18 protein-coding genes are annotated in these 16,552 nt (G+C 56.0%); 5 read left to right on the top strand and 13 right to left on the bottom strand.

All coding sequences use genetic code 11. The features are described from left to right. The first annotated feature begins 260 nt into the window (after window positions 1-260). Window positions 261-1,577, top strand: coding sequence for a gluconate transporter (gene gntT / locus S7A_RS13940; RefSeq protein WP_009091528.1), 1,317 nt, complete (start codon window positions 261-263; stop codon window positions 1,575-1,577). 119 nt (window positions 1,578-1,696) lie between these two features. Here gntT and S7A_RS13935 read toward each other — a convergent pair whose 3' ends face one another. After that, window positions 1,697-1,942 (bottom strand): hypothetical protein, encoded by a 246-nt coding sequence (locus S7A_RS13935; protein ID WP_009091526.1) that lies wholly within the window; start codon window positions 1,940-1,942, stop codon window positions 1,697-1,699. Between the two features lie 1,303 nt (window positions 1,943-3,245). On the opposite strand from S7A_RS13935, the gene cspE reads away from it, so the two are divergent. The 4 genes from cspE to tatE all read left to right on the top strand — a co-directional run bounded on the left by cspE (window position 3,246) and on the right by tatE (window position 5,554). Beyond that, a complete protein-coding gene (gene cspE / locus S7A_RS13930) occupies window positions 3,246-3,455 on the top strand; it encodes a transcription antiterminator/RNA stability regulator CspE (RefSeq protein WP_006118399.1) in 210 nt (69 codons plus the stop codon). A 228-nt stretch (window positions 3,456-3,683) separates the two neighbouring features. After that, entirely contained in the window at window positions 3,684-4,112 is a 429-nt protein-coding gene (locus tag S7A_RS13925; RefSeq protein ID WP_009091522.1) for a GNAT family N-acetyltransferase, read from the top strand. Between the two features lie 307 nt (window positions 4,113-4,419). Beyond that, window positions 4,420-5,214 carry a deaminated glutathione amidase gene (locus S7A_RS13920; protein ID WP_009091520.1) on the top strand — a complete coding sequence of 265 codons (795 nt, stop codon included), beginning with the start codon at window positions 4,420-4,422 and terminating at the stop codon, window positions 5,212-5,214. Between the two features lie 136 nt (window positions 5,215-5,350). Then, entirely contained in the window at window positions 5,351-5,554 is a 204-nt protein-coding gene (gene tatE / locus S7A_RS13915) for a twin-arginine translocase subunit TatE (protein ID WP_009091518.1), read from the top strand. Between the two features lie 107 nt (window positions 5,555-5,661). Here the strand turns inward: tatE and lipA are convergent, their stop codons facing one another. From lipA to lptE, 12 genes are all read right to left on the bottom strand, one after another. Beyond that, window positions 5,662-6,627, bottom strand: a complete 966-nt coding sequence (lipA, locus tag S7A_RS13910; protein WP_009091517.1) for a lipoyl synthase — start codon at window positions 6,625-6,627, stop codon at window positions 5,662-5,664. Window positions 6,628-6,796: 169 nt separating this feature from the next. Then, on the bottom strand, window positions 6,797-7,456 hold the full coding sequence (gene lipB, locus S7A_RS13905; RefSeq protein WP_009091515.1) for a lipoyl(octanoyl) transferase LipB: 660 nt from the start codon (window positions 7,454-7,456) through the stop codon (window positions 6,797-6,799). Between the two features lie 77 nt (window positions 7,457-7,533). Further along, window positions 7,534-7,797, bottom strand: coding sequence for a DUF493 family protein YbeD (ybeD, locus tag S7A_RS13900; RefSeq protein WP_009091513.1), 264 nt, complete (start codon window positions 7,795-7,797; stop codon window positions 7,534-7,536). A gap of 100 nt (window positions 7,798-7,897) precedes the next feature. After that, window positions 7,898-9,109 carry a D-alanyl-D-alanine carboxypeptidase DacA gene (gene dacA, locus S7A_RS13895; protein WP_009091510.1) on the bottom strand — a complete coding sequence of 404 codons (1,212 nt, stop codon included), beginning with the start codon at window positions 9,107-9,109 and terminating at the stop codon, window positions 7,898-7,900. Between the two features lie 132 nt (window positions 9,110-9,241). Then, entirely contained in the window at window positions 9,242-10,327 is a 1,086-nt protein-coding gene (gene rlpA, locus S7A_RS13890) for an endolytic peptidoglycan transglycosylase RlpA (protein ID WP_009091508.1), read from the bottom strand. Window positions 10,328-10,337: 10 nt separating this feature from the next. Next, window positions 10,338-11,450 carry a peptidoglycan glycosyltransferase MrdB gene (gene mrdB, locus S7A_RS13885; RefSeq protein ID WP_033736585.1) on the bottom strand — a complete coding sequence of 371 codons (1,113 nt, stop codon included), beginning with the start codon at window positions 11,448-11,450 and terminating at the stop codon, window positions 10,338-10,340. Between the two features lie 8 nt (window positions 11,451-11,458). Next, window positions 11,459-13,363, bottom strand: coding sequence for a peptidoglycan DD-transpeptidase MrdA (gene mrdA / locus S7A_RS13880; protein WP_009091503.1), 1,905 nt, complete (start codon window positions 13,361-13,363; stop codon window positions 11,459-11,461). Window positions 13,364-13,397: 34 nt separating this feature from the next. Continuing rightward, the gene (gene rlmH / locus S7A_RS13875) at window positions 13,398-13,868 is read right to left on the bottom strand and encodes a 23S rRNA (pseudouridine(1915)-N(3))-methyltransferase RlmH (protein ID WP_009091501.1); all 471 of its coding nucleotides are present in this window, start codon (window positions 13,866-13,868) and stop codon (window positions 13,398-13,400) included. 3 nt (window positions 13,869-13,871) lie between these two features. Further along, window positions 13,872-14,189: a ribosome silencing factor gene (rsfS, locus tag S7A_RS13870; protein WP_009091499.1), complete on the bottom strand. Its 318-nt coding sequence runs from the start codon at window positions 14,187-14,189 to the stop codon at window positions 13,872-13,874. Between the two features lie 92 nt (window positions 14,190-14,281). Then, on the bottom strand, window positions 14,282-14,926 hold the full coding sequence (gene nadD / locus S7A_RS13865; protein WP_009091497.1) for a nicotinate-nucleotide adenylyltransferase: 645 nt from the start codon (window positions 14,924-14,926) through the stop codon (window positions 14,282-14,284). After that, on the bottom strand, window positions 14,919-15,950 hold the full coding sequence (holA, locus tag S7A_RS13860; RefSeq protein ID WP_009091495.1) for a DNA polymerase III subunit delta: 1,032 nt from the start codon (window positions 15,948-15,950) through the stop codon (window positions 14,919-14,921). Before holA ends, nadD begins: the two co-directional genes overlap by 8 nt. Further along, window positions 15,947-16,546, bottom strand: a complete 600-nt coding sequence (gene lptE / locus S7A_RS13855) for an LPS assembly lipoprotein LptE (RefSeq protein WP_009091493.1) — start codon at window positions 16,544-16,546, stop codon at window positions 15,947-15,949. The genes holA and lptE overlap by 4 nt, the downstream gene beginning before the upstream one ends. Window positions 16,547-16,552 lie beyond the last annotated feature (6 nt).

Here is a 16,552-nt window from a genome sequence, read left to right as displayed (position 1 = left end):
CTGAGTGTAACGAAAAGCGCGCCGCCGGCACTGGCAAACTTTCTGATAACGTCCCGGTAAAAAGTTGATCATCTTCGCAAAACAGAAATTCACCCCGGCGGGGTGGTGCTTTACTGCGGATGTTACCCTTAACATGTTATCGGTAACAGCGTTTGTCCGGATGTATAAAATTCTTACAGGCGCACTGTTTTGCAGCCCTTAGGGGACCATGATAACAACCGACACTGGATTCCATTCAGTGCGCAAGGTGGAGAAAACCTATGCCATTACTCTATGTGGCGATCGGCGTCGCGTTACTGCTGCTGCTGATGATTCGCTTTAAGCTTAATGGATTTATCGCGCTGATCCTGGTGGCGCTGGCTGTCGGCGTGATGCAGGGCATGCCGGTTAATAAAGTGATTACGTCTATCAAAGCGGGTGTCGGCGGCACGCTCGGCAGCCTGGCGCTGATCATGGGCTTTGGTGCCATGCTGGGTAAACTGCTGGCCGACTGCGGCGGTGCGCAGCGTATCGCGACCACGCTGATCGAAAAATTTGGCACAAAGCACATTCAGTGGGCGCTGGTGCTGACCGGTTTTATCGTCGGATTTGCACTGTTCTATGAAGTTGGCTTTGTGCTGATGCTGCCGCTGGTGTTCAGCGTGGCGGCGTCGGCGCGCGTGCCGCTGCTCTATGTCGGCGTGCCGATGGCGGCTGCACTGTCCGTTACGCATGGCTTTCTGCCACCGCATCCCGGCCCGACCGCCATCGCCACGCTGTTCAATGCTGACATGGGCAAAACGCTGCTGTTTGGCACCCTGCTGGGTATTCCTACGGTGATTCTGGCGGGCCCGGTTTACGCCCGCTTCCTGAAGGGCATCGACAAACCGATTCCGCAGGGACTCTATAACCCGAAAACGTTCACCGAAGCAGAAATGCCCAGCTTTGGGGTCAGCGTCTGGACGGCCCTGGTGCCGGTGGTGCTGATGGCCCTGCGTGCGGTGGCAGAGATGCTGTTGCCAAAAGGGCATGTGCTGCTGCCGTATGCTGAGTTCTTTGGCGACCCGGTCATGGCCACCCTGATTGCCGTACTGATTGCCATCTTCACGTTTGGCCTCAACCGCGGCCGCTCAATGGAACAGGTAATGGATACCCTGACCGACTCGATCAAAATCATCGCTATGATGTTGCTGATCATCGGTGGCGGCGGGGCCTTTAAGCAGGTACTGGTCGACAGCGGCGTGGATAAATATATCGCCAGCATGATGCACTCGACTCAGCTGTCACCCATCTTTATGGCCTGGTCTATTGCGGCGGTGCTGCGTATCGCGCTGGGTTCGGCAACGGTGGCGGCGATTACCGCAGGTGGCATTGTGGCCCCGCTGATTGTCACCAGTGGTGCCAGCCCGGAACTGATGGTGATCGCCGTAGGGTCCGGCAGCGTCATCTTCTCTCACGTTAACGACCCTGGCTTCTGGCTGTTCAAGGAGTATTTCAACCTGACGATAGGTGAGACCATTCGCTCCTGGTCGGCGCTGGAAACCATTATCTCCGTGTGCGGCCTGGTGGGCTGTCTGCTGCTCTCCTGGGTAATCTGATCCCCTGCCGCTGGCACACCGCCTGCCAGCGGCCCTCTGCTGGCTCTCTGAAGAGGATGGTGCTCATAAAGAGGGCCGCGCTATGCGGCCCATGGGTGATAACAGTTAACGCTGCCCGCTTAATGAGGCGCTTCAAAACCGGCTTTCACCATCTGTTCCCGAAGCGCACGCGCAATTTCGCGGTTGCCGCCAGTGACGGGATAGATGACATTATTCACCACATCATCAAGGTAGTGCTCTTCAAACTCCTGCATCGTGAGCTGAGTGCCACCCTCATCGTTGATGGCGAAAGAACCTTTAATGTGGTTACCGCTGTTTTTAGCCTTAAGGCTGTAGCGGCCCATACTGGTATTAATCGTGCTCATACGATCTCCTCACAACTCATGTCAATCTCCTCACTATTGAGATTGAGATCTGCCTTGCCGCCTGAATTTTAGCCAGGAGTCGTCTGTAAAACGAAGAAAGAGGGCGGGTAAAAGACGGGGTTGCGATCGCACTCTCAGAATGCAAATAAAAGCAAAAGTTGATGAACCTGTAACCGGTTAACGACTTAGTGAAGCGGCAGAGCCTGGTTTTCTGACTATACTGCTTACAGGAAACCTGTTTAACCAGCGAGGGAAAAGGAAATGAAAATTATTCTGTGGATTATCGCGATCATTTTTATCGTGGGCTTACTGACCCTGACAGGGGTGTTCAAACTGATTTTCTGATTTCTGTTAAAGATTCTGCGACAGCGGGCACCTAATCAGGTGCCCGAAACGTTTTCTGGCTGGCCAACAGACACTGTGTAATCGGGTCCATTGGCGTATTCGGCAGTAGATCCCGCGAGCCCAGCTGTTTTCGACAGCATGCGCAACAGGCACCATGAAAGGTGCGCTGGCCCTCTTTGTAATCAGCAAAAACGAACCGGGCGCTTCCACACTGACTACAGCGTATTTTCATCACCATCCTGCGTATGACCTCCTTTGGACTGACACTGTGCTGATCGCGTTCCCTGACCGGTTAAGCAGACTTAATCTATTGCTATGCAATATTATTCCGGACTGCGATGAGAAAAGTAGTGTCTTATGAGCATGAATGTTTGCTGCCAAATGCGAATCCGGCCTGTAAAAACCACTTCATTGATCATGATCAAAGATTGTCATCTATTGGCTAAAACGCCCGCAGATGGCCTGTCCTGGCGCGGATAAACGGCACGGCAGGCTCAATTTTGTCGGAAAGAAAGGCGAACTGGCGGTGAACTAATCGCAATTTTTTTGCAATAAGTGATTTTTTATCCTGTTATAGCTTTCAGCCGCCTGAAAATTGCACCAGCGTCAGACGCCTGGCTGACCCGGCAGAGAAAAAAAAGGGCGTTTTTACGCGCCATATCGTCAGAAAGAACAGGAACGCGTCTCAATAAGATTTTTCTTTTTCAGCCACAGCGCCTGTTAAGTTGAAATTCAAAAAAGGCATGACTTTCCAGCGTGTTAGCGCGAAGAAGAGGAAAGGCGTTCGCTAGCTGCTGAAACCGATTTCGCAAGTCGGAAAGCAGGAAAGTGTGATGGATGCACAGAAAGTCGATATTTATCACTTTTTCATCAAATCGTGCTGGACAAATCCCTCCGCAATTGCTGTACTAGATGCCGACACAGTTTAGTGTCCATTTTTCATGTAAAGGTAATATAGATGTCTAAGATCAAAGGTAACGTTAAGTGGTTTAATGAATCTAAAGGATTCGGTTTCATTACTCCTGAAGATGGCAGCAAAGATGTATTCGTACACTTCTCTGCAATCCAGAGCAACGGCTTCAAAACTCTGGCTGAAGGTCAGCGCGTTGAGTTTGAAATCACCGACGGTGCTAAAGGCCCATCTGCTGCTAACGTTATCAGCCTGTAAGTTAACAGTCAGAATTCTAAAAACCCGCCTGATGGCGGGTTTTTTTATGCCTGTCATCTGCGCGTCACCTTCTCCTGTCTATCCTGCGCTGCTGGCTCGTCTGCCGCACAAACTGCGCGACGCTTCACAATAAATCCTCGTAACATATTTATAACAAGCTGAAGTGCCGCTTTTTTGCGGGCAACGCGTTATAACAGAGTGACAGATCCCGGTGGGTGAGGAGGCAGGATGAATATACGGCAGGCAGAGTTAAAAGACAGTTTTGCGCTGAGTGCGTTGCTCAGCGAATTAGGCTACGGCGGCACCGAAGGTTTTATTGAGCAGCGCCTGGCGCAGTTATGCAGCGATCCCAGTGAAGCACTCTTAGTAGCGGAACAGGATAACCAGGTGCTGGGGTTTCTTTCCCTGCATTTCATTCCACAGCTGGCGCTGGCCGGTGACTTTGCCCGCATCAGCTACTTCTGCATTGCCGAAGGCGAGCGCAGCAAAGGGATGGGGCAGCAGCTGCTTCAGCATGCTGAGGCGCTGGCCGCGCGTCGTGGCTGCGATCGCATGGAGGTGCATTGCCACCAGTCGCGCCTGAAAGCGAATCTCTTCTACGGCCGTGAAGGCTTTGCCGAATCACCCCGTTATCATATTAAATCCCTGGCGAGTTAATTTTCATCCGGCGGGTGAGCCTCCCGCAGGAGAGCGGCCGGTGGTCAGTGCTTTCTGCTCTCTCCGCGCCAGACAGGCAGCAGAAACGGTTGCCCTGCGCACGTCCTTCAGGCGCCCGCCTGAGCTGACAGGCTCTCTCCGGCAGACTTTTCCGGTGTGTTCAGGTTACGATGCTCCCTCAGCCCGACCGCAGAGCAGAGTGCCGCGGCGTTGATCAATGAGGGCAGTGAACAGGGGCAGCCTGAGGGAATCCCTCTGACAGGGTCGCCGGAAGGCTGTTGATGGCGACAGCAGGAGAAGAACAATGATGAGAGTGGCTCTGGGGCAGTTTGCCGTCGGTCGTGAATGGCAGGAAAACGCCGCTGTCTGTCTGGATCTGATGCAGCGGGCGGCGGAAGGGGGAGCCGATCTGCTGGTCCTGCCGGAAGGCGTGCTGGCGCGGGATATTACCGATCCCGATATCGTGCTGAAAGCGGCGCAGCCGCTGGATGGCCCTTTCCTGAGCCAGCTGCTGGCAGCCAGCAAAGAGCGTGCCCTGACGACGATCCTCTGTCTGCATGTTCCCGACGGCGCGCAGAAAGCGCTTAACGTGCTGGTTGCCTTCCGACAGGGTGAGATCATCGCCGTCTATGAAAAACTGCATCTCTATGATGCTTTCACGATGCAGGAGTCGCAGCGGGTCAATCCCGGCCAGGTCATTCCTCCGCTGATTGAGGTGGCCGGTATGAAGGTGGGCTTAATGACCTGCTATGACGTGCGGTTTCCGGAGATGGCGCGGCGGCTGGCGCTGGACGGTGCCGACGTCCTGGTGCTGCCTGCCGCCTGGGTGAAAGGCCCGCTGAAAGAGATGCACTGGGAACTGCTGACCCGCGCCCGTGCGCTGGAAAACACCTGCTATATGGTGGCGGCGGGCGAGTGTGGTCCACGGAATATCGGCAACAGTCTGGTGGTGGACCCGATGGGGGTCGCGGTAGCAAACGCGGCGGAAGCGCCCGCACTGCTGTTTGCCGACCTCGATCCCGAACGTCTTGCCTATGCCCGTCAGGTTCTGCCGGTGCTGGAGAACCGGCGTTTTGCCCGGCCTGAACTCGACGGAGAGTGAAACAAACAGAGCCTGAGGCGGATACGCTGACGGCAGGAGTGTCAGATCTTACTCTGTTACAGATTCTGCTTGTGGTGACAGGCAATCTGCGCGTAAATAACAGTCACCGTTATTCGATAAAGTTGAAAGGTTAAATATGGAAGGTATCAGTATTGCCAAGCTGCTGATTATCGGTGCGCTTATCGTACTGCTTTTTGGTACCAACAAGTTGCGCTCGCTGGGTGGCGATCTGGGCTCCGCAATCAAGGGCTTCAAGAAAGCCATGAAAGATGAAGATACCAGTGCAACCCGAAATACGGCTGAAGACGTGCCTGCAGAACGCGTCGTTCATAAAGATTAATCGGTTATTTGCAGCAAATAACTGTTACTTTTTATTTCAGGCACACATAAAAAAACCAGACTGTCAGCAGTCTGGTTTTTTGTTTTTATGCAGCAGCAAAACGGGAATTACTTCACTTCCATCCCTTTCGCCTGCATATCGGCATGATAGGAAGAGCGGACAAACGGACCACATGCCGCATGCGTGAAGCCCATCGCCATCGCTTCTTCTTTCATCTCATCAAATTCGGCCGGGCTGACGTAACGCTGAACCGGCAGATGGTGACGGCTCGGCTGCAGATACTGACCCAGCGTCAGCATGGTGACGCCATGGCGACGCAGATCGCGCATCACTTCAATGATTTCGGCATTCGTTTCGCCCAGACCCACCATCAGACCTGATTTGGTCGGGACATCCGGGTGCGCTTCTTTGAAACGCTCCAGCAGTTTCAGCGACCACTCGTAGTTAGCGCCGGGACGAACCTGACGATAGACGCGCGGTACGTTTTCCAGGTTGTGGTTGAACACATCCGGTGGCGTCGCGGTGAGGATCTCCAGCGCGCGATCCATACGACCGCGGAAGTCCGGCACCAGCGTTTCAATTTTGATCGTCGGATTTTTTTCGCGAATCGCGCTGATGCAGTCGGCAAAATGCTGAGCGCCACCGTCACGCAAATCGTCACGGTCAACCGAGGTGATCACGACGTAACGCAGTCCCATGTCGGCGATGGTCTGCGCCAGCTTTGCGGGCTCACCGGCATCAGGCGCGTTGGGACGCCCATGGGCCACATCGCAGAACGGACAGCGGCGGGTACAGATTGCGCCCAGGATCATAAAGGTGGCGGTGCCGTGGTTAAAGCATTCGGCGAGGTTAGGGCAGGAGGCCTCTTCACAGACCGAGTGCAGCCCGTTTTTACGCATCGCCGCTTTGATGCCCTGAATACGACTGGAGTCAGCTGGCAGCTTGATTTTCATCCATTCCGGCTTACGCAACATCTCCTGCCGTTCAACAGCCACGGTTTTCACCGGGATCAGCGCCATTTTGTCTGCGTCACGATATTTGACGCCGCGTTCCATCTGAATTGGTTTACTCATAAATCAGCAGGTTCCGGTCGGATTGCGATTTGAAAGCGTTCCCATTCAAACCGGGAAGGGTGCTTTCAACTTTATTTGAAAAAAGTGCAAAAATTATATCATCTCAGGGCCTGGGAAGCAGCCACCGTCAGCGCGGAAAAGTTACATATTTGTAAATTCGCATTCAGCGCTAAGGCTGAACCGGCAGATCATCCATGGTCCACTCAACATGGTCGTAACCGGCCAGCCGCGCAAACGCGCTGACCAGCGGCGAACGAACCTGTTCTGTCGTAACGCCCGGCCGGAAATGACTTAACTGGGTCATGCTCATGCCGGCGTAGCCGCAGGGGTTAATCCGCAGAAAGGGGGAGAGATCCATCGCTACATTCAGCGCCAGACCGTGAAACGAGCAGCCTTTGCGGATGCGTAATCCCAGTGAGCAGATCTTTTCTTCACCCACGTAGACGCCAGGGGCATCGGCACGCGCGCGGGCGCTGACGCCAGATTCCGCCAGGGTGGCAATCACCGTCTCTTCCAGAATCGTAACCAGCTGGCGGACGCCAAGCTTACGGCGTTTGACATCGATCAGGACATACATCACCTGCTGTCCCGGACCGTGATAGGTCACCTGGCCACCGCGGTCGCTCTGCACCACCGGAATCTCTCCCGGCATCAGCAGATGTTCCGCTTTTCCTGCCTGACCCTGGGTAAAGACCGGCGGATGTTCAACCAGCCAGATTTCGTCGCGACTCTGTTCATCGCGCTGGTCGGTGTAGTGGTGCATGGCATCGGAGACAGATTGCCAGTCGCGCAGACCGGACTGACGGACGAGAAGGGTTTCAACTGACAAAACGAGAATCCGCTAAAGAAGAATCGCTGGATAATGTCGGCAAACCGTCAGGCACAGGCGCCTTGCCGACCCGTAAATTACAGCACCATCCGGACAATTTCGATCTTGCCCAGCTCTTCGTACAGGCGCTCAACCTGTTCGATGTGGGTCGCGTTGATGGTGATGTTAACCGAGTGATAGTTACCTTTGCTGCTCGGCTTAACTTCAGGACTGTAGTCGCCGGGCGCATGACGTTGCACCACTTCAACCACTTGATCAACCAGCTCCGGTTGCGCCAGACCCATTACTTTGTAGGTAAACGGGGTAGGAAATTCGAGCAGCTCATTCAGTTTGGTTTTCATATTAACTCCGGTGCATAAAAAACAGGCTCCCGCCTGAGCGGGAGCATCATAATATCGTGTAATGGGGGCGGAAGGGTGATTTTTCAATCACCCGTCACGCTTAACCGAACCAGTGATGGAACATCAGCTTGATGTAATCAACGATACGGCCAAAGAAACCGCCTTCGGAAATTTCATTCAGTACCACCAGCGGACGCTGTTCGATGGTTTTGCCATCCAGCTGGAAGTTGATGCTGCCGACGACCTGGTTTTTCTTCAGCGGGGCATGCAGTTCTGTGTTGTTCAGCACATAGCTTGCCTTCAGATCTTTCATGCGGCCACGTGGAATGGTCAGGTAGGCATCTTTTTCCACACCCAGCTGCACGCGGTCATTATCGCCGAACCAGACCGGCTCAGAGGCGAACTCTTTACCTGCTTTCAGCGGCGCGACGGTTTCAAAGAAACGGAAGCCCCAGGTCAGCAGTTTCTTGCTCTCCGTTTCACGGCCTTTAAAGGTGTGCCCGCCCATGACGGCAGAAATCAGGCGCATCTGGCCTTCTGTCGCTGATGCCACCAGGTTAAAACCTGCCGAATTGGTGTGACCGGTTTTGATCCCATCCACATTCAGGTTGGTATCCCACAGCAGACCGTTACGGTTCATCTGACGGATATTGTTGAAGGTAAACTCTTTCTCTTTATAGATGGCGTACTCTTCCGGCACATCGCGGATCAGCGCCTGACCGATCAGCGCCATGTCGCGTGCGGAGCTGTACTGACCTTCAGCGTCCAGACCATGCACAGTGCCGAAGTGGGTATTCTGCAGGCCAAGCGCTTTGACGTAGTTGTTCATCAGATTAACGAACGCGTCCTGGCTGCCGGCAACATAGTCAGCCATCGCTACACAGGCGTCGTTACCGGACTGCAGCACAATCCCACGGGTCAGCTGAGAAACCGGTACGCGGTCGCCTGGCTTCAGGAACATCAGCGAGGAGCCTTTAAACACCGGGTTACCGGTGGCCCAGGCATCCTGACCGATGGTGACCATATCGTCCTGATGAATTTTACCGGCTTTCACGGCCTGACCGATGACGTAGCTGGTCATCATCTTGGTCAGACTGGCAGGATCGCGGCGTGCATCGGCATTTTTCTCCGCCAGCACTTTGCCCGAGTTGTAGTCGATAAGGACATACGCTTCGGCATCAATGTCCGGTACGCCCGGAATCATGGTCTTGAGATTGACGTCATCAGCGATAGCAGCATGGCTGAGGGAGAAAGCGATCAGTGATCCCACTGTCAGGCGTTTCAGCAAACGAGAGGATTTCAGCGTGTTCATGTGTAGGACTACAACATCCGTGAGTTTGAGGTTTAAAAAAGTCACTTATCATACCCAATGCCAGGGGCGCTGGCATGGGGTGAAATGATTGGGTTGTTAGCAGACGTAACGTGCAGCGGTCTGACAAACGGATCAGCGACGCGTATTAGTAATAAATGAAGCGGTCTGGCCTTCACTGCTCAGGCGCTGTTGCAGCGCGGCGGCTTCGGCGCGGGTAGCGTACCCGCCAAGCTGCACGCGATAAACATTGTTGCCTGCGTCTTCGACTTTCCCGGGCACACCATAACGCTGGCTCAGGCTTTTCATCATCTGCTGTGCACGCGCCGGATCGTTCAGCGCGCCGACCTGCACGACATAGCCCGCTGCGGTTCCCCGGCTGGCCGCAGGCGCGGCGCTGGCGGCGGGAGCAGCAACAGCTGCCGGTGCGGCAACGGCGGCAGCGGGCGGTTCACTGCCTTCCAGTACGCCGCTCGCTAAAGGCTGGGGTGCGCCAAGAAAGCCGCTGCTCTGCACCGGTGCACCCATGCTGTCACTGCTCTGCAGCGTGCTGTTACTGATAGCATCCACATTCTGCGCTGGCGGCTGAGCAGCCGCTGCGCTGCCGCCATTCATGACTGCGCCACCACTCAGGTCCGGACGGGCGGGCAGGGCGTAACTCTGTTTCGCTACGACGGTGCCGATGGTGCCAGGACCGGAGAGTGAGCCGTCAGGCGCGACCTTGATAAAGTCGACCCGCACCCGCGAATTGTTCGAGATATTCAGGCGGTCACCGGCGGCGCGGGAGAGATCGATAATACGACCCGGCGTATAAGGACCGCGATCGTTCACCCGCACCACAATCTGACGACCGTTAGCGATATTGGTGACGCGCACATAGCTCGGCAGCGGCAGGGTAGGGTGGGCCGCTGTCAGCGCATCGGGATCGTAGGTTTCACCGATGGCGGTGCGATTGCCCTGCGCTTCTTCACCGTACCAGGTGGCCAGACCGACTTCACTGAAGTTGGAGGGATCTTTAACGATGCGATAATTTTTGCCGTTGACGCTGTAATCCTGGCTGGTGCCCGGATTAACCGGCTCATAACGTGGCTCAACGCCCGGAATCTCTACCACCGGTCCATTGTATGCCGGTTGCGGCGGCGCCGTATTTTGGGGTTCCGGCGTGGTACAGGCCGCCAGAACCAGTGATGCCAGTGCAACGCCAAGCCATTCCTTACGCATCTGCAGCCTCTTAGACACTTTTAGATAACATTTTTCGGTGAGTGTGGATCGACATCACGATGCCAAATCCCGCCATAAGCACGATTAGCGCGGAGCCGCCATAACTGACCAGCGGCAGCGGTACGCCAACCACCGGTAAGATACCACTAACCATGCCAATGTTAACGAAAACATAAACGAATAAAATCAGCATTAAACCGCCCGCCATGACCCGGCCAAAGGTGGTCTGCGCCCGCGCGGCCACCACCAGTCCGCGCATGATCAGCAGCAGATAAAGGGTCAGCAGCAGCAGCACGCCCACCAGCCCTAACTCTTCGGCCAGAACCGCAAAGATAAAGTCGGTGTGACGTTCCGGCAAAAATTCCAGCTGAGACTGGGTGCCCTGCAGCCAGCCTTTGCCGCGCAGTCCCCCCGAGCCAATGGCGATTTTCGACTGAATGATGTGATAGCCGGCACCCAGCGGATCCGTTTCCGGGTCGAGCAGCATCATGACGCGATCGCGCTGATAGTCGTGCATCAGGAAAAACCACAGGATCGGGATAAAGGCGGCCACCAGCAGCACCGCCACGCCAATCAGTTTCCAGCTCATCCCTGACAGGAACAGCACAAACAAACCCGACGCGGCAATCAGGATGGAGGTACCGAGGTCGGGCTGCGCGGCCACCAGCAGGGTAGGCACGAAGATCAACACCAGCGCAATACCGGTATTTTTCAGCGTCGGCGGGCAGACGTCACGGTTAATAAAGCGCGCGACCATCAGCGGCACCGCGATCTTGGCAATCTCCGAGGGCTGAAAACGGACAAAGCCAAGATCGAGCCAGCGCTGTGCGCCTTTACTGATCTGACCAAAGGCATCTACCGCTACCAGCAGGATCACGCAGACAATATAGAGGTAAGGTGCCCAGCCTTCATAGACACGCGGCGGCACCTGCGCCAGCACAATCATGATCACCAGGCCCATCGCGATCTGACCCAGTTTACGCTCCATCATGCCCGGGTCCTGACCACTGGCACTCCAGATCACCACGGCGCTGTAGGTCAGCAGGCCGAGGATGATCAGCATAAACAGCGGATCGATGTGGATGCGCATCCAGATTGATCGTTTCTGCGGACTATCTTGCATCGACATGTTTATTCACCTTCATAACCGGGCGGCACCGGGGCGGCGTCCGGCAGGACTGTATTGTTATCACCTAACATGATGTGATCCAGAATCTGGCGCATGACGGTGCCGACAGCCGGACCGGCGCCACCGTTTTCCAGAATAATGGTCACGGCAACCCGAGGTTTGTCATAGGGAGCAAACGCGGTCATTAACTTATGGTCGCGTAATCGTTCAGCAATTCTGTGGGCGTTATAGGTTTCGTTCTCTTTCAGGCCAAAGACCTGTGCCGTACCGGACTTGGCGGCGATTTTGTAGGGCGCATCCGCAAAGCTCTTGTGCGCGGTGCCGTTAGGGCGGTTTGCCACGCCATACATGCCATCTTTGGCGATTTCCCAGTAGCCGGAATGGATATCGCCAATCGGGGCGGCAGGCGGCTGGCGATAGGGCACCAGCGTCCGGCCTTCACGGGTAGCGCGCAGGATATGCGGCACACGGATGATGCCATCGTTAATCAGAATCATCATCGCTTTGTTCATCTGCAGCGGCGTGGCCGTCCAGTAGCCCTGGCCGATGCCCACCGGAATGGTGTCACCCTGATACCACGGCTTTTTGAAGCGTCTCATCTTCCAGTCTCGGGTCGGCATATTGCCGGCGCTCTCCTGCGGCAGGTCGATACCGGTCCGGCTGCCGTAGCCAAACTTGTTCATCCATTCAGAGAGGCGATCGATGCCCATGTCATAGGCGACCTGATAGAAGAAGGTATCAGCAGACTCTTCCAGCGCTTTGGTGACGTTGAGACGACCATGGCCCCATTTCTTCCAGTCGCGGAAACGCTTTTCGGAACCGGGAAGCTGCCACCAGCCGGGATCGAAAACACTGGTGTTGCGGTTAATCACCCCGGCACTCATGGCGGAGACGGCGACATAGGGTTTGACCGTAGAGGCGGGAGGGTAGGCAGCCTGAATCGCGCGGTTATAGAGCGGGCGGTTTTCATCTTCCAGCAGGCCGCGGTAATCCTTACTGGAAATCCCGTCGACAAATAAGTTGGCGTCGTAGCTGGGGGTGGAAACCATGGCGAGGATTTCGCCGGTGCGCGGATCGCTGACGACCACCGCTGCGCGACTGCCCGCCAGCAGGGTTTCAATATATTGCTGCAGTTTGAGATCGATCGTCAGATAGATATCACGGCCCGCCTGAGGCGACTCCTCATGCAGCTGGCGAATGACCCGGCCACGGTTGTTGACCTCAACCTCCTCAAAGCCGGTTTTACCGTGCAGGAGATCTTCATAATAGGCTTCGATGCCCAGCTTGCCGATATCGTGGGTCGCAGCGTAATTTGGCCAGATCCCCTCTTTATCGAGGCGGGCCACATCACGATCGTTGATTTTGGAGACGTAACCGACCACATGCGTCAGCGTGGAGCCGTATGGGTAGTAGCGGCGCTGATAGCCTTTCACTTCCACGCCGGGGAAGCGGTACTGATTGACCGCAAAACGGGCGACCTGCACCTCATTCAGCGCGGTTTTCACCGGAATGGAGGTAAAACGACGCGAGCGTTTACGCTCTTTCTGGAAGTTTTCCAGATCTTCATCCGTCAGCTCCAGAATCGGGCGCAGATTTTCCAGCGTCTGTTGCAGGTTATCGACTTTTTCCGGCACCAGTTCAGCCTGATAGATGGTGCGGTTCAGCGCCAGCGGCGTGCCGGTACGATCGTAGATAATGCCGCGGCTGGGCGCGACAGGCACCAGTTTTATGCGGTTCTGGTTGGAGCGGGTACTGTAATCATCAAAGCGAAGGATCTGCAGATGGTAAAGGTTCACCACCAGGATTGAAGAGAGCAGCAAAATACCGACGAAGGCGAAAAACGCCCGACGGACAAAGAGTTTCTGTTCGGCGCTGTAATCGCGAAAGGCGTTGCTTTGTAATTTCATCCGCTACTTGTCATGTCTGCTGTGGGCTGATCGGTCATTCACGATGATAAGGATGATTTGCCGTGATGCTCCAGGCTCGATACAGACTTTCCGCAACCAGCACGCGCACCAGCGGATGGGGCAACGTCAATGCTGACAGGGACCAGCTCTGCTCTGCCGCCGCTTTGCAGGCGGGGGCCAGGCCTTCAGGCCCGCCAATCAGCAGGCTGACATCGCGGCCATCCAGTTTCCAGCGTTCAAGCTGCTGCGCCAGCTGCGGGGTTTCCCACGGATGACCGGGAATATCCAGCGTGACGATGCGATTTCCTTTGCCGACCGCCGCTAACATCGCTTCACCCTCTTTTTCAAGAATGCGTTTGATATCAGCATTTTTGCCGCGTTTCCCCGCGGTGACTTCGGTCAGCTCAAGTGGCATATCTTTCGGGAAGCGGCGCAGATACTCCATGAAACCGGTCTGCACCCAGTCGGGCATTTTCGTGCCGACGGCAACAAGTTGCAGTTTCACCGATTAGCCCCAGAGTTTTTCCAGCTCATACAGCTGGCGACTCTCTTCCTGCATCACGTGCACGATGACATCACCGAGATCAACCACGATCCAGTCCGCCGCGCTTTTACCTTCAATGCCTAAAGGCATCAGGCCAGCTAAACGGGACTCCTGCTCAACGTGCTCTGCGATCGAGGTCACATGACGCGTAGAGGTGCCGGTGCAGATGATCATGAAATCGGTGATGCTGGATTTGCCCTGAACGTCGATGGTCACGATGTCCTGACCTTTGAGATCATCAATCTTATCAATAACGAACTCTTGGAGTGCTTTACCTTGCAAAAGGTTCCCCTCTGAAGCTGATGGTATCGGGCCGGCTGCGAGCCCGGAAAGTGCAGCCAGAAAATTAAGCGGCGCAGTATAGCATGCCCGGATCAGTCGCGATATAAGCCTTCGCGGTCGATATAGTCGATCACCGCCGGGGGCAACAGGTCGTCGCAGGGCAGGTTCTGATGGCGGCGGCGGCGGATTTCGGTTGCCGAAATGTTATACAGCGGCGTGTCTGCCAGCCAGATATGGCCCGCAGGCTGCTGGTGCAGCTGCCGGATATCGCCGGCGAGGTGTTCATTGAGCCACTGCTGCATCTCTGGCGCCTCAAAGCGCGTGGCATAGCCCGGCCGCTGGCACACCAGCAGATGACAGAGTGACAGCAGATCCTGCCAGCGATGCCAGCTGGCTAAGCTCAGTAAGGAGTCCTGACCAATGATAAATCCCAGCGGCTGGGCGGCACCGCGTTCGGCGCGCCAGGCCTCCAGGGTCGTCACGGTCCAGGAGGGCGTATCGCGCGCAAGCTCACGGGTATCAATATCAAACAGCGGCAAACCGGCGATGGCACAGCGCAGCATGTCGACCCGCTGGGCCGCACTGGCTTCCGGCTGCGGACGATGGGGAGGGACATTATTGGGCAGCAGCGTCACGCGCTGCAGACCGGTCTGCTGCGCCAGCGCTTCGACCGGGCGCAGATGGCCGAAATGAATCGGATCGAACGTGCCGCCAAACAGCGCCTGCAACTCAGACATGCGCAAAACTCGTGGGAAAAGCCCGGCTGCTGAGCAGCAGCGTCAGCGTCTGCAACTGAGGCCACACCGGCTGTCCATAATCCTGCTTCAGCGTCACCTCAATCTGACTCAGCAGATGGATCGCGCGTTGCAGACGGGCAGCGTCGAGTCGCTGCAGCGCTTCGGTGAACAGCGCGCGGCGATTCTGCCAGATCCGCTGCTGATCCATCAGCGTGCGCAACGGCTGCTGTGCCTGATGACGTTGCAGATGCAGCAGTGTCAGCATATCGCGCTGCAGCGTACGCAGCAGAATCACCACCTCGCTCTCCTCTTTCTCCAGCTGATGGAGGATATGCAGGGCGCGGCGGCTTTTGCCTGCCAGTAACGCATCCACCCAGTGGAAAGGGGTGAAGTGCGCTGCATCGCTGACCGCCTCTTCCACCCGCGGCAGTGTCAGTTTGCCGTCAGGCCACTGCAGTGAGAGCCGCTCCAGCGCCTGAGCAAGCGCCAGCAGATTGCCTTCGTAGCAGTAACAGAGCAGCTGCACGGCGGCGTCATCCACCGACAGCTTCAGCGCTCTGGCCCGATTCACCACCCAGCGGGGCAGTTGCGCCTGCTCTGGCGTCTGGCAGGGCACCATGACCGCAGAGGCGGACAGCGCTTTAAACCAGGCGCTGTTTTCCTGCGCGCGGGTCAGCTTTGCCATCCGGCAGACCAGCAGGATATCGGCGTGCAGCAATTGCGACAGCTTAACCAGCTGCTCGGCCATTGCGGCGTTAGGGCCATTGTCGGGGAATTGCAGCGTGAGGGTCTGACGCTGGGCAAACAGACTCAGTGACTGGCAGCTGACGAACAGGCTTTCCCAGTCGGTCTGCGCATCCAGCGTAAAACTGAAATGTTCCTGGAATCCCTGCGCGGTTGCGGCGGCGCGAATGGCGTCGGCACTCTCCTGCAACAGCAGCGGTTCGTTTCCGGTTAATAAATAACAGGCGCGCAGCCCCTCACGGAGCTGCGCGCTGAGTTGCTCAGGATAAATCCTGATCATTGCAGACTGGTGGCAGAGGAAGTGGGCGCTTCCTTTGAAACCTGGCCCGGCACCGGAATCACGGACGCCGGTAAGGTCTCTTTGTTGTTGATCTGTGCGGCATGCACGGTCAGCAGCTTACGTATCAGCTGTTCGGCCGCACGCTGACGCATCTCCTGTGTAATCAGATCCTGCTCGGCATCTTTTGCCAGCGCCGCGTTCGGGTTATCGAAGAATGAACGATAGACCGTGGTGCTGATTGGGTAGATGCCTTTGCCCGGCAACAGGACCTGCGCCGTTAGCGTCATGACCAGCTGATACTCCGCAGAGGTGCCGCTGATAAAGACCGAGGCGGTGTTACGTCCCGACACCTCAGGACCCAGACGCAGCGTCGGAATATCGGTGCGGTTCTGTTTAGTGTCTTCAACAATAGTGACATCGTTGATACGCAGCTGCTGACGCACAGTACGCGCAAGGGGTCCATAAGGATCGCCGGTTGAAACAATCAGGGTTTTCAGTTCGCTGGGCACCTGTGTGGTGCCACGCGGATGAAAACCACAGCCAGCGGTGATGACCACCGCCAGCATGACAAACAGCCTGATAATCGGATGTCGCACAGTTCC

The organism is Pantoea sp. Sc1, from assembly GCF_000255315.1.
In the GTDB taxonomy this organism is placed as follows: domain Bacteria; phylum Pseudomonadota; class Gammaproteobacteria; order Enterobacterales; family Enterobacteriaceae; genus Pantoea; species Pantoea anthophila.
The sequence above is the reverse complement of the archived record's forward strand: the minus strand, read 5'-3'. Positions and strand labels throughout refer to the sequence as shown.